This is a genomic window from Chryseobacterium phocaeense, assembly GCF_900169075.1.
GTDB classification, from domain to species: Bacteria; Bacteroidota; Bacteroidia; order Flavobacteriales; family Weeksellaceae; genus Chryseobacterium; species Chryseobacterium phocaeense.
Genome location: NZ_LT827013.1, coordinates 182,487 through 201,296 on the forward strand (window position 1 = coordinate 182,487; position 18,810 = coordinate 201,296).

Consider the following 18,810-nt stretch of genomic DNA (forward strand, 5'->3'; position numbering starts at 1 on the left):
TATTATTTATTGAAATTTAAAATTTAATGATTTTATTTCAATGAAAATATTATATTTGTGAAATAAATCCAATGTTTGTAAATTGATGAAGAAATTTTTACTTCAGTATTTACTGCATAAAGGTTCGGCACTGTTAGTAAATAACAGGAACTTTATTTAACATTGATGGGAAAGGAAAAGATTTGTTCTGTTCCAAAATAAAAACTGCACTCCTTGGGATTTGTATTTTTATATATTAATATGTGATTATTTTAAAACTTTAACAAAAATATATTCATATTGATATGTTTATACTTGAAAAATTATTAGATTTGTGTAATTATAAAAATATTGCGTATGAATTAAAAACTACTCTTTTCAATACAGACTGACTGTATCAATGGTGTTTCAAAAAAGTGTATTTGAACACCAAAAAAAATAAGAAACACTATACTTACTATCGTTATCATTTAAAATTTGAAAAAATATGAGTGTATTTTTACTCTGTAAGATGGGCAGGCCGTTCCGGATGTTCATTACATTGCTTTGCATGGTCTTTGGGCTGTTTGCACAAGCACAAACAGTTACTATTGGTACCGGAACCAGTACTCAGAGGTATCCTTTGGGTGCTTTTTATGGATTTGAAAGATCCGCATCACTCTATACAGCCGCAGAAATAAATACTCCGGGAGGAGGAGGGGTTGTATCAGTGGCGTGGAATTCTACAGCATCCATGAGCTTTTCCCTTCCGGTAAAAATTTATTTAAAACCCGTACCGGTTGGAACCACCACTATAGCAGCGCAAAGCTGGGCTACCGCAACTACAGGAGCTACTCTTGTATATAGCGGGAATCTTGCCAATCTGCCTACAGGATGGAATACGGTTACGTTACAAAACTATTTCTTTTATAACGGAACAGACAACCTGATGGTGTTGGTGGAAACCAACTATGGCGGAGGCGGAGGCGGTACTTCAGCAGGAAGTGCCATCACTTACTCTAATGCCCCATCACAGCATATGTATTTCCAGCAGGATACCACAGCTCCTACAGACAATGGAACTGTTACTGCAAACAGACCGAATCTTCGGATAACGCTTGCACCGCCACCATCCTGCATACCACCGTCAGGGGTAAGTTCAGGTACGGTAACACCAACAAGTGCCGTAATCAACTGGACTGCACCTTCACCTGCGCCGGCGGGAGGATATGATGTGTATTACAGTACATCTCCAACAGCACCTACCGCAGCTACCACACCATCACAAACGGTGACAACAGGAACTACTGCAACGATTTCTCCACTGGTAGCCAATACCACTTATTATGTATGGGTGAGATCAAGATGTAGTGCAACAGACCAAAGTGCATGGTCAGGTCCTGTTACAATTTTAACAGCTTACTGTACTCCAACCGGAGGTAGCAGTTCAACTTCATATTACCTGAAAACAATTACGACAACAGGGGGTATTTCAAATTTAAATTATACGGCTACGTCTTACAGTGCTTATGTGGATAACACAGCTACTGTCTTTTCAGGCTTGCCTACCAATACCATCACTATGAACTTAGCGGTGGGGACCAGTACATATAACTATTATGTATGGATTGACTGGAACAATAACATGAGCTTTAATGATCCGGGGGAAACTATTCTGGCAACACCTTCCTATGTAACGGCCGGAACAGCTACCATTACCATACCGGCTACACAGCCGCCAGGAAACTACAGGGTGAGAACAGCAACATCATTTATTGGTGCACTTACTAACTGCGGATCGGCTCCTTACGGTAACTTCGTAGATTTTACATTGAATGTTATCGCATTGCAACCATGTTCTACCGCACCTCCAACAGGGCTTAATGTTTCGACCATTACGCCTACAACGGCACAGGTGAACTGGATTCCTTCTACAGGAGCAACCTATGTTCTTCAGTACAGAACACTTCCTACAGGACCATGGATTCCGGTGAATATTACAACACCACTTGCAAGTACGTATACCATAACGGGGCTTACCGAACAAACACAGTACGAATTCCAGATAGCAACCATTTGTGGGGGCACACAAGGGCCATTCTCTACCCCGATGCCGTTTACTACACCAGCTATTGTGTATTGTCCATCAGGATCTACCAGTGCTACAATTGATGGGTTCATCAGTAAGGTTTCGGTAACGCCGAATGCTGCCACTCCAATGACCAGTACTTCAGATTTCAGTAACTATACAGATTATACTACAGATCCTGCGAGACTTGTTACTTTGGTAAGAGGTTTGGCAAATAATACCGTTACTGTTGAAAAAACTTGGCCGGGAACTCAGTGGTCATTCGGAACAGGAGTATGGATTGACTTTAACAGAAACGGAATTTTTGAAGCTTCTGAGCAGGTATTAAACTCACCAAGTAACACAACCACTCCGGTAACAGCTACTTTTGCGGTACCGAATGCTGCGGGTGGTGTGTATACAGGAAACCTTACAACTCGTATGCGTGTAGCATTAAGAGAAAGTGGGTCTCCTACAGCTTGTGGAACTTATACATGGGGAGAAACGGAAGATTATGCTGTGAAGCTTATTGATCAGCCGCCATGTACTACGGCTCCGCCTACAAATATTACCGTATCAAACCTTACGGCTACTACAGCTACAGTATATTGGTGGGGGGCAGCGAATGCTATTTACACCATCAGATGGAAATTAGCATCAGCACCAACGTATACTATTCCTCCTGTTACTTTAGGAGCGGGGGTAACAAGTTATACCATTCCGGGACTTACTGAGCAGACGCAGTATCATGTACAGATTTCCACTACCTGTGGAACAAGTACAGGAGCATATTCTACTGCGACAACATTTACAACTCCGCCATTGACTTATTGTCCGATGACTGGAACAGGAACTAACGACCACATTGCGAATGTAACCGTTACTTCTTCAAACCCAGGGGTGCCTGTAATGAGTAATACGACAGTACAGACTAACTATACCAGCTATACTACACCAGCGACACTGATCACCCTTGATGCAGGTTCTTCAAACAATAAGATCTCTGTAGCAAAAGGATGGACAGGTGCTACGGCCAACGTTGCAGTGTCTGCATGGATTGACTATAACAGAAACGGAGTTTTCGAAACTTCAGAGCAGATTATCAATTCTGCAGCGAATACAGCTACTCCTGTTACAAATAATAACTTCACAGTTCCGGCAACAGCTTATACAGGACCGTTTAATACAACCATGAGAGTTGTTGTTAAGCGTACAAGTGCTCCGGTATTGTGTCAGAACGCAGTGAATGGTGAAGTTGAAGATTATGCTGTAAAAATCAGACCATGTAGTAATGCTACTCCAAACTCACCTACCATTGTACCAACGCATAACTCTGCTACGGTTACTTTGACAGGAGCTGCAACGAATGTGACTTATCTGGTAAGATACAGAGTTCAGACAACTCCTCCGGGAACATGGATTGAAGTATATGCTTCTGCATTGCTGGGTAACCTTCCGCTTGTATTGACAGGTTTAACTCCGGCTACCATTTATGAACTGCAGGTTGCTTCCGTTTGTGGAGACGTGATAGGAGCATTTACACCAATCAAAACATTTGTAACAAGATGTGATCCTACACCTCCGAATGTTACCGTAAGTAATATTACAACAAACTCAGCACTGATTACATGGGCACCGCTTGCGGCAAGCTCCACGTATACACTGGAATGGAGAAAAGTAGGAACAACTACATGGACTCAGGTACCGAACATTGCACCTCCTACCAACACGCACCTGTTAACAGGTCTGGATCCATATACAAAATATGAAGTAAGAGTGGCCAACAAGTGCGTTGGAGAAACTACACTTAACCCGTACTCAAATCCAAAAGTATTTACTACGGAAAGAACATGTGAACTTGCTCCTCCGGGATTAACGATCACTCAGCTTACGCCTACATCGGCTGAAGTTATCTGGGATGGTTTCCCTGGTGCTACTTATATTCTGAGATATAGAAAAGTTGGTATTCCAAGTTGGACGAATGTTCCTTTAACAGTGCCTACTTACACAATTACAGGATTGCTGGAAGAAACGAAATACGAAATGCAGGTAGTGAATATCTGTAACGGTACACCGGGTACATACACGCCTCCGTATTATTTCACAACACCTACTGTAATGCATTGTGCGATGGGAGCTAACAATAATTCGGTAGAGCATATTTCTAAAATAACGGTGGTTCCGAACGGAAGACCTAAAATGGAAAATGCGTCCGGCGCTTCAAAATATACAGATTATACAAATGTTCCGGCTACGTTCATAGAAATGGTTCAGGGATCTACAGGAAATACCTTGACAATTGAAACAAAACTGAACGGAAGTGATCCTGTAGGCGTTGCTGTATGGATTGACTTCAATAGAAACGGATACTTTGACATTGATGAGAGAGTATTCACATCGCCTCCTGGAACAACAAGCCCACTTACCACAACGATCAATGTGCCTACAGATGCTTATGTAAGCATGACTGCTCACAAGTATGTTGTGATGAGAGTAGCGATGATGAAAGGAGGTATTCCGGTAAACTGTATGAATTTTGACAATGGGGAAGTAGAAGATTACTCTATCAGAATTGCTAAACCAGGAATAGCGAATTCTCTTAACCAGACTGATATCATGATTTACCCTAACCCGGTAAGCTCAGTATTGTATGTGAAAAACATTAGCAAAAAAGCTAAGTACAAGATCTACAATTCAGCAGGACAGGTTATTGGTGACGGTATCTTACTGAACAACCAAGTTAATGTGTCTAAATTAATCAACGGAGTTTATGTAATCGATATCGAAGACAATGGTATAACAGTTCAAAAGAAATTTATCAAAGAATAAAATTAAATTTCAAATAGACGAAGCCCTCAGAAATGAGGGCTTTTTTTTGTAATCCAGATTTGTAATCGATAAGAATATGGAATATTTTTAATTAATAATTCATTATTTGTTGAAATTTTTTCAATCAAATTACTCATTAGTTATTTTTTTTAATACGATGCATTTTTTTATTTAGTTGCTAATAAATTATTATAATTTTTTCTTTTCTATTAAAAAATATAGTAGATTTGTGAAATTATTACAAAATATCGAAAAAGTTATGAAAAAAACTTCTATTTCTTTCTTTTTCCTTTGTTTATTTGCAATGATCCATGCCCAATGGACGCCAGCTGTGTTTAATGGAAAAGGGATACATGACGGCTCAAAAACCGATCAGTATTTTTCTTTAAATATTTCGCAGTTAAAATCACAGCTAAGCAAAGCAGAGGAAACAGGTAAAAATGCAAAGCCTGTTATTATCTCCCTTCCCACAAAAGGAGGAAAAATTGAAAAATTTGCAGTCTACAGCTTTCCGGTTGTAGTGAAAGAACTGGCAGACCAGTACCAGCTGGGCTCTTATGTTGGAGTAGGGATAGATGATCCTTCCAAGTACCTAAGATTTAGTCTTGCTCCTAATGATTTTCAATCCATGATTATGCAGGATGGCGGTTATGAATTTATAGAGCCTGCCAATGCTGATAAAACGGTGTACAGGGTACATCCAAAAACCGGTAAAAATAAGACCGGTTTTGTGTGTTCTACTGAAGAAAGTGAAGGCGCCAGACATGATATTGAAGAGCTGAGCCAGCAAGGTAAAGCTTTTTATAATCAGCCGAACGATTTTGCAAAAAATTCGGATAAGAAATACAGAACGCTGAGGTTAGCCCTTTCAGTCTGCGGTGAATATACCCAGTATCATGGGGGGACTGTGGCCGGCGCGCTGGCTGCAATGAATGCAACCCTTACAAGAATCAACGGAGTATATGAAAAAGACTTTGCCCTTCACCTGAACCTCCAGAATTACCCTAGCTTAATTTATACCAATGCTGCTACAGATCCATATTCTGCGACTGAAGGAGGAGTAGCTAACGGGATCACAGGGTGGAACTCTCAGGTGCAGAACGTAATTACTGCAGCAGTGGGAAATGCAAACTATGATATAGGACATTTATTTTCTCCTCCGGGAGCTGGTGGAAATGCCGGATGCATCGGGTGTATCTGCCGGGATAATACGGTACCTACTTCCAATGATAAAGGTTCCGGATGGACATCTCCGGGCGGTAACCCCCCTGTAGGAGATAATTTTGATATAGATTATGTAGCTCATGAAATAGGACACCAGCTTGGAGGTGTTCACAGTTTTTCATATTCTGCTCCTCAGTTAGGCTCCCCTACAAGTGTGGAACCTGGTTCAGGATCAAGTATTATGGGATATGCAGGGATTACGGGACCAACTACGGATGTTCAGCCGCACTCGGATCCCTATTTTAATGTGACCAATATTACAGCTATTCAGGCTAATCTGATTGCTAAAACCTGTGATATAGAAACCGTAATTACTAACAACCCTCCGGTGATAGCACCACTGACTAGTTATAGTATTCCAAAAGGAACAGCCTTCGTCCTTACCGCATCTGCTACGGACGCTGAAAATGATCCTATGACTTTTAACTGGGAAGAAGTAGACATCGCCAATGAGGTGATCAATAATGCTAATTTAGGAAATACAGCTACCGGTCCTTCTTTCAGATCCGTAGCTCCAACTGCGAGCCCTACCCGTTATTTTCCAAGACTGTCTTCCGTATTGGCAGGCGTTTTAAATAATGCAAATGGCCTTTGGGAAGCAGTTTCTACTGTGGCAAGAACAACCAGATTCACGGTTACGGCAAGAGACAATAATCCTAATCCCCAGCAGCAGCAGACACAATCTGCGACCCAGACTATTACAGTAAGAAACGATGGTCCTTTTATCGTAAATCCTACTACGGTTTATAATAATGGACCGACCAATGTAACATGGAATGTGGTGAACACAAATGCTGCTCCTTATAATGCAGCTAATGTAAAAATAGATTTTACTACAGATAACGGTACTACATGGAATGTTGTAGCGGCCTCTACTCCTAATGACGGAAACCAGGCGGTGGATTTCACAGCTTTTCCTTTAACGGTAGGTGGTACTGCTAAAATCAGAGTAAGCGCTATCAATAATGTATTTTACGCCATTGGAACCGCTTCAATAGATATACTTCCCATCTGTACCACTAATGCCCCTGGAGGAATTACAGTGACAGCCATTACACAGACCCAGGCTACGGTAACCTGGAACGCTTCATTTGGTGCAACCTATGTTTTCCAATATCGTATTGCAGGAACAACTGCGTGGACCACTGTAACTCCGGCTCCTACAACAAATACAGTTAATCTTACAGGGCTGTTGGCAGGAACTCATTACGAATTCCAGATTGCTAACGTATGTTCAGGAACGCAGGGTACATTCTCTCCGGTTTCGACTTTTGTAACACTGTATTGTGCAGCTACCTCTACCAATACGGATAATGGATACATTTCCAATGTAACAGTAGCGGGAACCAACTCAAATACCATGAGTAATACCTCTGCGGCTGCCAACTACACAGATTATTCATCTGATGCAGCAAAACTGATCACTTTGGTTCGCGGATCAGCGAATAATAATATTTCGGTGGCTAAATCATGGCCGGCTGCTACCTCCAGTAAAGCGGTAGGGGTCTGGATAGATTTTAACAAGAACGGTACTTTTGAAACCACTGAAAGAATTCTGAACGGAGCCAATAATACAACCACTCCGGTAACAGGAACATTTACGGTACCGGCAACAGCTTATTCAGGGCCTTTGACTACCCGTATGCGTGTTGTACTCAGAGATCAGACGAACCCGGCCGCTTGCGGTAACTTTACTAATGGTGAAGTAGAAGATTATGCAGTGAAGTTAATAGATCAGCCGGCTTGTACTACTGCTGCTCCTGCAAGTATTACCGTGACCAACCTTACCCCTACATCGGCTAATGTTTCATGGATCGCAGCTACCGGTGCAACTTATGTGTTAAGATACAGAAGAGTAGGTACTACAGCCTGGACCACAGTTAACCCCGTTCCTGCTCCGGTAAATAATTACACGATTCCAAACTTAACTGAACAGACCCAATATGAAGTACAGGTAGCCACAATTTGTAACGGAAGCCAGGGAACATTCTCACCTTCCACACAATTTACGACGCCTCCAGTTACTTACTGTCCGATGACAGGTACAGGAACAAACGATCATATTTCGAATGTAACCGTTACTTCTGTAAATCCTGCACTTACCCCAATGAGTAATAACTCGGTACAAAACAATTATACCAGCTATAATACACCGGCTACACTGATTACCCTGGAAATTGGTTCAACAGGTAACAAAATCTCTGTGGCAAAAGGATGGACAGCAGCTACCGCCAATGTGGCAACAAGTGCATGGATTGATTTTAACAGAAACGGAACGTTTGAAACGTCAGAACAGATATTGACTTCTCCAGCGAACACCACAACTCCTGTTACTGCTAATTTTGCAGTTCCTGCAGGAGCTTACAATGGCCCGCTGACTACAACGATGAGAGTTGTGGTGAGACGTACAAGTGCTCCTGTGATGTGCCAGAATGCGGTAAACGGTGAAGTAGAAGATTATGTGGTAAAATTAAAACCATGTAGTACAGATACTCCAACGAATCCTACAATAGGAACCATTACCCATAACTCAGCGATTGTCAACTGGACCAGTGCAACGAATAACCTTACTTATCTTCTACAGTACAGAGTACAGGGAACAACTGCATGGACCTCAGTATACGTTACGGCAGTTCCGTATACATTAACCGGTCTGACTCCTTTTACTACGTATGAAGTACAGATTGCAGCCAACTGCGGAACTTCTGTTGGTAATTTTACGCCAATCAGGGTATTTAAAACCAAATGCGATCCTACAGCTCCGGGTGTTACAGTAACCAATATCACTACGAATTCAGGATTGGTTACCTGGACACCACTGGTAGCAGGATCCTCTTATGTGATGAGATGGAGAAAAGTAGGAGCACCTGCTTGGACTACCGTAAACCTGCCGGCTCCGCCTGCCAATACCTATCCTTTGACCAATCTGGATCCATACACAAAATATGAAGTGCAAGTTGCCAGCCAGTGTACGGGAGAAACGACTCCGAATCCATATTCAAATCCTGTTGTTTTCACAACATTGAGAACATGTGAGCTTGCCCCTCCGGGATTAACGATCAACCAGCTTACACCTACCACTGCAGAAGTAGTATGGGAAGGCTTTCCGGGAGCAACCTATATCCTGAGATACAGAAAAGTAGGTATTCCGGGATGGACGAATATTCCTACAGCAACCAATGCTCACACCATTACAGGGCTATTGGAAGACACGAAATATGAAATGCAGGTAGTGAATATCTGTAACGGTACACCGGGAACATATACGCCTCCGTATTATTTCACGACACCTACTGTGATGCATTGTGCAATGGAAGCTAACAATAATTCGGTAGATCATATTTCTAAAATAACAGTGGTTCCGAACGGAAGACCTAAAATGGAGAATGCTTCAGGAGCTTCGAGGTATACTGATTATACAGGTGTTCCGGCTACGTTCATAGAAATGGTTCAGGGATCTACCGGAAATACCCTTACGATTGAGACGAAGCTGAACGGGAGTGATCCTGCAGGCATTGCCGTATGGATAGATTTCAATAGAAACGGATATTTTGATATTGATGAAAGAGTGTTCACATCGGCTCCGGGTACAACAAGTCCTCTTACAGCAACGATCAATGTACCGACAGATGCTTATGTAAGTATGACTGCCCACAAATATGTTGTAATGAGAGTAGCGATGATGAGAGGCGGCATCCCTGTTAACTGTATGAAGTTTGATAATGGTGAAGTAGAGGATTATTCAATAAGAATTTCTAAACCTGCAACAGCCAATCCGGTTAACCAGACAGATATTATGATTTATCCTAACCCGGTAAGCTCAGTATTGTATGTGAAAAACATCAGCAAAAGAGCTAAGTATAAAATCTACAATGCGGCAGCGCAGATTATTGCTGAAGGTATCCTGCTGAACAACCAGATCAATGTATCTAAATTGATCAATGGGGTTTATGTAATTGATATCGAAGACAATGGAAAATCGGCCCAAAAGAAATTTATCAAAGAATAAGATTTAAATTTCAAATAAAAAAAGCCCTCAGAAATGAGGGCTTTTTTTATCCATTTATATATAGTTTTAAGGTATTTTATTCATTTAATATTCCATATTTGGTGAATTTTTTTAATTATAATATGATTTTATGTTTTATTTTTAATATTTTGTTATTTTTATTGATTATTAATTAAATATTTCGTATTGTTTTAATTATATTTGTCATTCTTATTGTTAAAATAGTGAGATATGTGTAAATAGAATAACGGACTTGTTTAAGGTTCATTATTTTTTAATAGCTCTGTCATTTGATAGTGATCACTTAGGGATATGTGTTTTTTGAAAGTAGTACAATCTTAAATGCAGATGTAATTAGGATATCCATATCCGTAGATCAGGAAGAGAAATAAATAACTGATACAATTTATATAAAAAACTATGACTAAAAACTACTCTTTACTAACCGCATTATTATGCTTTATCCTTATTGGATTCATAACACAATCATGCATTCCCACAGCTTCCCCCTTTCCATATAATGAGAGCTTTGCCACAAGTAACGGTAATTTTAATTTCGTTAATGGAACTCAAACCAATAAATGGTTTTACGGGAATGCATCAGGAAACCCACCTGGTGCCATTTACATATCCAATACCACCGCCACTGCAAATAATTATAATATAGCTGCTGCAAGTATTGTTCATGCACATAAGGATATTATTATTCCTGCAGGAACAACAGTCTGCAGTGTGTCTTTCGATTGGAAAGCGGCTGGGGAAAATGCTCAGGATTATTTAAGAATCTGGCTTGTTCCTACTACCTTCACTCCTGTGGCAGGAACACAAATTACTGCAGCAGCAGGAAGAATAAGAATAGGGACTGATTATAATCAGCAGGGTAACTGGCAGACTTATATCAATAACAACGTTAATTTAAGCAGTTTTGCAGGAGGCAATATGCGTCTGGTATTTGAATGGACCAATAATGCCGGTAATGGTACCCAGCCGCCTGCTACTGTAGATAATATTAAAATCAATGCCTGTTTTCCACCAACGGGCTTATCAGTACCTGTTGTCACACCTACCACCGCAAAACTTAACTGGACAGCGCCTGCCCAAGTACCGGGTAATGGATACGAATATTACCTTAGTACTACAAATACTCCTCCTAACAATACAACAGCTGCAACAGGAACTGCCAATGCAGCAGGAGCTTCACCTACTATCTCAGCAAGTTTATCACAACTGTCTGTAAACACTACTTACTTCTGGTGGGTACGTTCTGTTTGCAGCGCGGCGGATAAAAGTGTCTGGGTACCTGGACCTATGTTTAAAACGGGAATTTGCAGTACAGCTACGTCTGTAGTATCAATAACTAGTATTACACATAATTCAGCTGCTGTAACCTGGCCCCTGAATAATGGAGCGGATTCCTATGAGATAAGGTACAGAGCGGTAGGTACAACAGCCTGGACCACTACAAACCAACCGGTAGCACAACCCCCGGCAACCACCAATAGTATTAATCTAACCAACTTATCGCCGGATACTTTATATGAAGTAGAAGTAGCTGTTGTATGTGATGGTATAAGAGGAACCTATTCCCATACTGAATTTACAACGCAATGTGACCCTGCACCTCCCAATGTAACCATAAGTGCTATTACGGCCAATTCAGCTTTAATAGCCTGGTCGCCGATAGCTGCGAATCTCACCTATAAATTAAGATGGAGAGAGGTAGGAACCACTGTTTGGAACCAGGTTAATTTACCTGTTCCTCCGGCAAATACCTTTACGCTTACCGGTCTTGCTGCTAATAAGACCTATGAAGTTCAGGTAGCCAGCCAGTGTCCTCCTGAAACATATTCGAATCCAAAAGTATTTACAACGGAAAGAACATGCGACCAGCCCCCTTCAGGGCTGACGATGGTACAGCTTCTGCCGACATCAGCACAAATCACCTGGGATCCTTTTCCCGGTGCCACCTATGTGCTGAGGTACAGAAAAGTAGGTATTCCAAGCTGGACACAAATTCAGGTACCAACCAATGTCTATACCTTAACGGGATTATTAGAACTCACAAAATATGAACTTCAGGTGGCTAATATCTGTAATGGAGTATATGGCAGCTTTACACCTCCTTACTTTTTCACTACCCCAACAGTAGAGTATTGTGACATGACTTCTGAAAGTTCAACCGGCGAACATATCGCAAAAGTGACCGTTAAACCAAACGGAAGACCGGTTATGGAAAATGCTTCGGCAGCAACAGTTTATTCAGACTATACGGAAGTTCCGAAGACATTGATAGAACTGGTCCAGGGTTCTGTGGGTAATGAAATCATCATTGAAAAAAAATGGACAGGTACGAATTATTCCGAAGGAGTAGCAGTGTGGATAGATTTCAACAGAGACGGAGAATTCGATATTGATGAAAGAATATTGGCTTCAGGTCCGAATATGGATACGCCTGTAAAAGGAACATTCAATGTACCGGCCAATGCCTTTGTAAGCATGACTGATGGTAAGTATGTAGTGATGAGAGTTGCCATGAGAAGAGGTGATATTCCGGTAACGTGTACGGATTTTAAGGAGGGAGAAGTGGAAGATTATAAAGTGAGAATCTTTAAAAACGCTGTTTATAACCCGGTGAATCAGGGTGACTTCCTGTTTTATCCAAATCCGGTAAGCACCATTCTCAATGTGAAAAATATCAGTAAAACTGCCAATTATAAGCTGTATCACTTTGGTAAGCTGATAGCAAGTGGAGTAATTTTAAATAATAAGCTGGATGTGAGCCAGCTGGTGAGTGGAGTATATGTGCTGGATATCCAGGACCAGGGGAATTCCATTCAGGGGAAATTCATCAAAAGATAAATTTTAAATTCCAATAGACGAAGAGACTGTCCCAAAGTGGCAGTCTCTTTTATTTTGAAATGTGGCAATAAAAATCCCCGTCAGAGTTGTTTCTGAAGGGGATTTCTTTTATTCGATACTGAAGATAATCTGTTCGGTTTGTTCCTTAAGATCATCTAAGTTGGTGTTATTGTAGATAATACAGTCTGCCAGTTTGATCTTATCCTTTTCAGGCATCTGCTTTTCCATGACGGCCTCTACTTCCCGGTAGGTTTTTCCGTCCCGGTCCATCACCCTTTTCGCTCTGATATTATCTTCGGCGGTCACCAGGAGTGATTTGTAGCATTGTCTGTTCAGTCTTAATTCAAATAACAAAGCCGTTTCTTTAAAGACTAAATATTTGGTTTGTTTTTTCAGCCATTCTTCAAAATCAACCTTTACGGCAGGATGAATGATTTCGTTTAATTCATGAAGCAGTTCTTTGTTACTGAAAACTTTTTCAGCCACGAATTTCCTGTCATACATGCTATTTTCATCATAAGCTTCATTCCCTAACAAGGCTTTGATCTTTGTCTTTAAATCTTCGCTCTCATTCACAATGGCTTTTGCCCTGTCATCAGAATAATAAACCGGAAATCCGAACTCTTCAATGAAGCGGGCTACGGTAGTTTTTCCTGAACCAATTCCTCCGGTAAGTCCGATGATCTTGGGTGCGGGTTCCGGATCTGCCTTCTGTATTTCTGAATGTAATTCTTCCATAAACTAAAAATTAATATCCAAAAACATCATTAAAACTATGGATCTCGTCCAGCCTTACCCCTTTTTCAGTCATTTTAAGACTGGCCAGTTCGTTGTGGGCATCATGCTCAAAAAACAGAAGGTATTCATTGTCTACACACTGTTTCAGGAATTTTCCTTTCTCCTCCATGGTCAGCAGAGGTCTGGTGTCATATCCCATCACATACACCTGGTTGATGTGTCCCGCAGTAGGAATAAGATCCGCAGCAAATACAATCGTTTTTTCCTGGTACTGGATCACCGGAAGCATCTGTTTTTCCGTATGTCCGTCTACAAAGATGACATCCATTTTCAGGTCAGGTGCAAAACCGTAATTTCCTGTAGCGGGAAGCGGTAAGAAGTTCAGTTGCCCACTTTCCTGCATCGGAAGGATATTCTCTTTCAAAAAGCTTGCTTTCTCTCTTGGATTAGGCTCTGTAGCCCATTTCCAGTGGTTTTCATTCGTCCAGAACTGTGCATTTTTAAAGGCTGGTCTGTATCCTGTCTTGTCATCATTCCATTCAATAGCTCCTCCGCAATGGTCAAAGTGAAGATGTGTAAGGAATACATCTGTGATATCCTCTTTTACAAAACCGAATTTCTTTAAATTTTTATCAAGGCTGTCATCTCCCCAAAGAGAATAATGACCAAAGAATTTATCATCCTGTTTGTTGCCAAGACCGCAATCTACAAGGATCAGCTTCTTGCCGTCTTCTATAAGCAGGGATCGGGTTCCCAGTTCAATCAGGTTTCTTTCGTCTGCAGGATTGGTTTTTTCCCACAGACTCTTTGGGACGACTCCAAACATGGCACCGCCATCCAGCTTAAATTTTCCACACTGTATTGGATATAGTTTCATATATATTTTGATTATTTTTTCTTAATTAATTTCATTTTCTCCGCAATTTTTCTCCCATTCTCACCTGTCTGTTTCAGTTCCGAGATGATATTCTCATAATCATGCTCCTTTCTGTTCTGCGAAAGCTTCTGTTTGATGAAGATCTCCGTTGGAATCACTTTCAGCCCGAAAGCACCTTTCATTTCCTTTTCAACGAATTCTTTCCCCATATCCTTCACCATCACCGGACATTTCTGAAAACTTTCATACTTCGCGGTTAGTTTTTCCAGATGTTTGTAAAGTTCATCATGAGTCATCAGCTGTACTTTACCATGAATCTGTACCGCTTCATAATTCCAGGTTGAAACATTGATATGATCATACCAGCTGCTGGAAATATAAGCATGGGCTCCCAGGAAATCACAGAGTACTTCATCTCCGTCTTTTAAAAGTCTGGCCTGGGGATTTGCTTTTGAAATATGAGTTTCAATATATTTATTTTCCGGATCATCTTCATTAAGCATCATCATGGAGTGGGTAGCCCTTATTTTTTCGTCTGAAGAAATAAGTAATGCAAAAGCATTTTCCCTGATGATTTCCCTCATCAGATCATAATCTTCACTTCTGTATAATTTCGGAACAAACATAGACGGCTAAAATAATTCTCCCGGATTCTTAGGTCGGGATATTTTTAAGTGCTGGTAAGCCTTATCGGTAACTTCTCTTCCTCTTGGCGTTCGGATAATGAATCCCTCCTGAATCAGAAACGGTTCGTAAACCTCTTCCAGCGTTTCAGGGTTCTCAGCAATGGAAGTGGCCAGTGCAGAAATTCCTACCGGCTTTCCTTTGAAGTTTTCAATCATGACGCGCATGATTTTATTGTCCATTTCATCTAAACCAAATTCATCCACGTTAAGAGAATCCAGCGCATATTTTGTAATCTTGATCTCAATCTCCCCATTGCCTTTGATCTCTGCAAAATCCCGGACCCTTCTTAATAAAGCGTTGGCAATTCTCGGCGTTCCACGGCTTCTTCTGGCAATTTCTATTGCAGCATCTTCATAAATTTTACAGCCTAAAACCCTGGAACTTCTCTGGATGATCATGGATAAAAGCTCAACCGAATAATATTCAAGCCTGCTCTGGATCCCAAATCTTGCCAGCATCGGTTTGGTTAGCATTCCGCTTCTTGTGGTAGCACCTACCAGCGTAAAAGGGTTGAGGCCGATCTGTACGCTTCTTGCGTTGGGACCGGTTTCCAGCATAATATCGATCTTGTAATCTTCCATGGCAGAATACAGGTATTCTTCCACTACCGGAGACAAACGGTGGATTTCATCAATAAAAAGCACATCATTTTCCTCCAGATTCGTCAGCAGGCCTGCCAGACTTCCCGGTTTATCCAAAACTGGGCCGGAAGTGATCTTACAGCTTACGCCAAGTTCATTGGCAATGATGTTGGCTAAAGTGGTTTTACCCAGACCCGGCGGACCATGCAGAAGCACATGATCAAGAGCTCCACCACGTCTTTTGGCAGCACTGACAAAAACTTCAAGGTTTTCCAAAGTTTTTCTCTGTCCCGCAAAGTCTTTAAAACTCTGGGGACGGATCTGCTCCTCCTGCATCAGTTCTTCGTGTGAGTAGTTTTCCTTATCTGGATGTAAAAAATCTGGCATTAATTCATTTCATTTCCCTCAAAGATAGCAAATTTAGACTAAGGTTGAGGCTTAGACTGAGAAATTTCAGCGATTGAAAAAGCAGATCAAGGCTGAGGTTAAGATTAAGGTTGAGGATGAAGTTAAGGCTAAGATTGGAAGTCAGAATGCTTATGGTTTACGGGATTGATATATTTTAAGTATTTTTGAGAGGAAAAATTATTATACAATAAGCTGAGGCTTTAATCTTAGATCAATGAAATTAATAGGACCTTTTAAACAGATCGTAACCCTTTCTAATCTTCCGCTGAGAGGAAAGCTTTCTGATGAGCAGTTACAAATTATCGCAGACGGAGGAATTGTAGTAAATGATGGAAAAATACATGGCGTTGGAGACTTTGATGCCCTGAAATCCGGACATGAAAATATTGAAATTGAAGCTATTGAAGGCGAGCAGATTGCACTCCCCGGATTTGTAGATGCCCATACCCACATCTGTTTTGGAGGAAACCGTGCCAATGATTTTGCTATGCGTAATGCAGGGAAAACCTATCTGGAAATTGCAGAAAGCGGCGGCGGAATATGGAGTTCCGTACAGCATACAAGAAATGCTTCAGAAGAAGAATTATTAAAAACACTGGTAGAAAGAATTGGCTTCCTGGTCTCATTGGGAATCACCACGATTGAAATAAAAAGCGGGTACGGCCTGGATGTAGAAAACGAGCTGAAAATGCTCAGAATTATCAAAAAAGCCCAGGATCATACAACAGCCAGACTGGTTCCTACATGTCTTTCTGCGCACCTGAAGCCTAGGGATTTTGAAGGAAGCAATCAGGAATATTTGGATTATATTCTGGCCGAAATTTTACCGAAAGTAAAAGAAGAAAAATTGGCGGATCGGGTAGATATATTTATTGAAAAATCTGCTTTCCAGCCTGAAGAAAGCAGAGACTTTCTTCTTAAAACTAAGGATTTAGGTTTTGATATTACGGTTCATGCAGACCAGTTTACTCCGGGAAGCTCAAGGATCGCAGTGGAGGTTGGGGCCAAATCTGCCGACCATCTGGAAGCTACTGTTGACGAAGATATTGAATTTTTAGCCCAGTCAGATACAGTGGCTACAGCACTTCCGGGAGCAAGTTTAGGACTTGGAGAAAAATTTACACCTGCCCGGAAACTGCTGGATGCCGGAGCTATTGTGGCTATTGCGAGCGACTGGAACCCGGGATCAGCTCCTATGGGAAATTTAATTACCCAGGCTTCTATCCTGGCAACATTTGAAAAATTAACAACTGCTGAGGTATTGGCCGGAATCACTTTCCGTGCAGCTTATGCCCTTGGCCTTGAAGATATCGGAAAACTCGAACAGGGTAAAAAGGCAGACTTTGTGACTTTTAAAACCAATAATTTCCAGAATGTTCTTTACAAGCAGGGAAGTCTTGGTGCAGAAAATGTGTATATCGGAGGAAATTTAATTAAGTAAACATGCAAACTTCAGGCAGTACAAATCCGGAAAAAGAAACCATGACTTATAAAGATTTCTGGGATTGGTTTTTAACAAAGGAAAAAACATTTCTTGAAGTAGTCAGAAACAGGGAAAATATTGAAGATCAGTTTTTTGATATAATAGCTCCTGAGTTGGCGAAGATCAACAGCGGTTACTACTTTCTGTCCGGAATGCGTGATGAAGATACTGCTGAACTTATCATTACTGTAGAAGGAGATGTGAAAAAAATAGTTTTTGCGGAAGAACTTATCGCTGCTGCCCCGGAGATGGATCATTGGAAATTTACAGCCCTGAAACCGGAAACCCAGATACAAAATGTAGGCGTCAGAATCGGGAGCAGTGAGTTTACCAAAGATAATATTTACTTCTATTCCAACGAAATAGAAGGATATCCGGATGAGATTGATCTTGCATTTGTTTATGAAGATTTCAATGAGGAAAGCAGGAGTGCGGCCACCACAGGAATCTGCATTTTTCTGGATAATTTCCTGGGCGAATTGAATTTTGCCACCCAGATCGATACCTTCACCATTATCGGTAAAAGTGAGGCACAGAAAGAACTTGTTCCGATAGAAAAACTAAAAGAATTCCTCCTCTGGCGCGAACGGGAGTTTACAGAAAAGTATAAAGACCAACAGATTCTGGTCGGTGATGATCAGTTTTCTCTTTTTGAAGGAACACTGGAAAACGGGATGCCTCTGATGGCTACAGTTAATGTTTCTTTGCTGAATTATGAGGCAAAAGCATCCTACCCATGGATTTCGGTTCTTAAGATTTCATATGACGGAAGCCACAATGAGGGTTTTCCCGGAGAAAAAGATTACAACGCAATGAATGCCATTGAAGACCAGGCAGTAGAAATTCTCAGTCCTGAAGGTGGAAATTTGTACATTGGTCGGGAAACAGCCGACCATTGTAAAAGCATTTATTTTGCCAGCAAAGATTTCAGACAGCCCTCAAAAGTTTTTGATCAGCTCATCAGAGAAAATCCTCAATATAAAATTTCACTCGAAATTTATAAAGATAAATACTGGCAAATCTTTGAACATTATAATGTAAATTAGAGCATGTTTTAGTTTAGCGGGGCTGATGAATTTGACGCTTTAC

9 protein-coding genes are annotated in these 18,810 nt (G+C 41.0%); 5 read left to right on the forward strand and 4 right to left on the reverse strand.

Features of this window, described 5'->3' with window-relative positions; translation table 11 throughout:
• Window positions 1–466: 466 nt before the first annotated feature.
• The 3 genes from B7E04_RS00800 (at window position 467) to B7E04_RS00810 (ending at window position 12,947) form a co-directional block, all read left to right on the forward strand.
• Window positions 467–4,855, forward strand: coding sequence for a GEVED domain-containing protein (locus B7E04_RS00800; protein WP_080776709.1), 4,389 nt, complete (start codon window positions 467–469; stop codon window positions 4,853–4,855).
• A gap of 259 nt (window positions 4,856–5,114) precedes the next feature.
• A complete protein-coding gene (locus tag B7E04_RS00805; protein WP_080776710.1) occupies window positions 5,115–10,088 on the forward strand; it encodes a GEVED domain-containing protein in 4,974 nt (1,657 codons plus the stop codon).
• Between the two features lie 420 nt (window positions 10,089–10,508).
• Window positions 10,509–12,947, forward strand: coding sequence for a fibronectin type III domain-containing protein (locus B7E04_RS00810; RefSeq protein WP_080776711.1), 2,439 nt, complete (start codon window positions 10,509–10,511; stop codon window positions 12,945–12,947).
• A 108-nt stretch (window positions 12,948–13,055) separates the two neighbouring features.
• Here B7E04_RS00810 and coaE read toward each other — a convergent pair whose 3' ends face one another.
• From coaE to ruvB, 4 genes are read right to left on the reverse strand one after another with little or no spacing between them, the layout of a single operon-like run.
• Window positions 13,056–13,685: a dephospho-CoA kinase gene (coaE, locus tag B7E04_RS00815; RefSeq protein WP_080776712.1), complete on the reverse strand. Its 630-nt coding sequence runs from the start codon at window positions 13,683–13,685 to the stop codon at window positions 13,056–13,058.
• A 10-nt stretch (window positions 13,686–13,695) separates the two neighbouring features.
• On the reverse strand, window positions 13,696–14,562 hold the full coding sequence (locus B7E04_RS00820) for an MBL fold metallo-hydrolase (protein WP_080776713.1): 867 nt from the start codon (window positions 14,560–14,562) through the stop codon (window positions 13,696–13,698).
• Window positions 14,563–14,573: 11 nt separating this feature from the next.
• A complete protein-coding gene (locus tag B7E04_RS00825) occupies window positions 14,574–15,188 on the reverse strand; it encodes an FMN-binding negative transcriptional regulator (protein WP_080776714.1) in 615 nt (204 codons plus the stop codon).
• A 6-nt stretch (window positions 15,189–15,194) separates the two neighbouring features.
• Window positions 15,195–16,217 (reverse strand): Holliday junction branch migration DNA helicase RuvB, encoded by a 1,023-nt coding sequence (ruvB, locus tag B7E04_RS00830; RefSeq protein WP_080776715.1) that lies wholly within the window; start codon window positions 16,215–16,217, stop codon window positions 15,195–15,197.
• 235 nt (window positions 16,218–16,452) lie between these two features.
• On the opposite strand from ruvB, the gene hutI reads away from it, so the two are divergent.
• Both hutI and B7E04_RS00840 read left to right on the forward strand, forming a co-directional pair.
• The gene (gene hutI, locus B7E04_RS00835; protein ID WP_080776716.1) at window positions 16,453–17,679 is read left to right on the forward strand and encodes an imidazolonepropionase; all 1,227 of its coding nucleotides are present in this window, start codon (window positions 16,453–16,455) and stop codon (window positions 17,677–17,679) included.
• Between the two features lie 2 nt (window positions 17,680–17,681).
• The gene (locus tag B7E04_RS00840; RefSeq protein ID WP_080776717.1) at window positions 17,682–18,767 is read left to right on the forward strand and encodes a DUF695 domain-containing protein; all 1,086 of its coding nucleotides are present in this window, start codon (window positions 17,682–17,684) and stop codon (window positions 18,765–18,767) included.
• The last annotated feature ends 43 nt before the right edge of the window (window positions 18,768–18,810 follow it).

Excerpts from the sequence above, each read along its gene's own strand:
- B7E04_RS00800 (WP_080776709.1), top strand. The coding sequence starts at position 467 with ATGAGTGTATTTTTACTCTGTAAGATGGGCAGGCCGTTCCGGATGTTC.
- coaE (WP_080776712.1), bottom strand. The coding sequence starts at position 13,685 with ATGGAAGAATTACATTCAGAAATACAGAAGGCAGATCCGGAACCCGCA.
- B7E04_RS00810 (WP_080776711.1), top strand. The coding sequence starts at position 10,509 with ATGACTAAAAACTACTCTTTACTAACCGCATTATTATGCTTTATCCTT.
- B7E04_RS00820 (WP_080776713.1), bottom strand. The coding sequence starts at position 14,562 with ATGAAACTATATCCAATACAGTGTGGAAAATTTAAGCTGGATGGCGGT.
- hutI (WP_080776716.1), top strand. The coding sequence starts at position 16,453 with ATGAAATTAATAGGACCTTTTAAACAGATCGTAACCCTTTCTAATCTT.
- B7E04_RS00840 (WP_080776717.1), top strand. The coding sequence starts at position 17,682 with ATGCAAACTTCAGGCAGTACAAATCCGGAAAAAGAAACCATGACTTAT.
- B7E04_RS00805 (WP_080776710.1), top strand. The coding sequence starts at position 5,115 with ATGAAAAAAACTTCTATTTCTTTCTTTTTCCTTTGTTTATTTGCAATG.
- B7E04_RS00825 (WP_080776714.1), bottom strand. The coding sequence starts at position 15,188 with ATGTTTGTTCCGAAATTATACAGAAGTGAAGATTATGATCTGATGAGG.
- ruvB (WP_080776715.1), bottom strand. The coding sequence starts at position 16,217 with ATGCCAGATTTTTTACATCCAGATAAGGAAAACTACTCACACGAAGAA.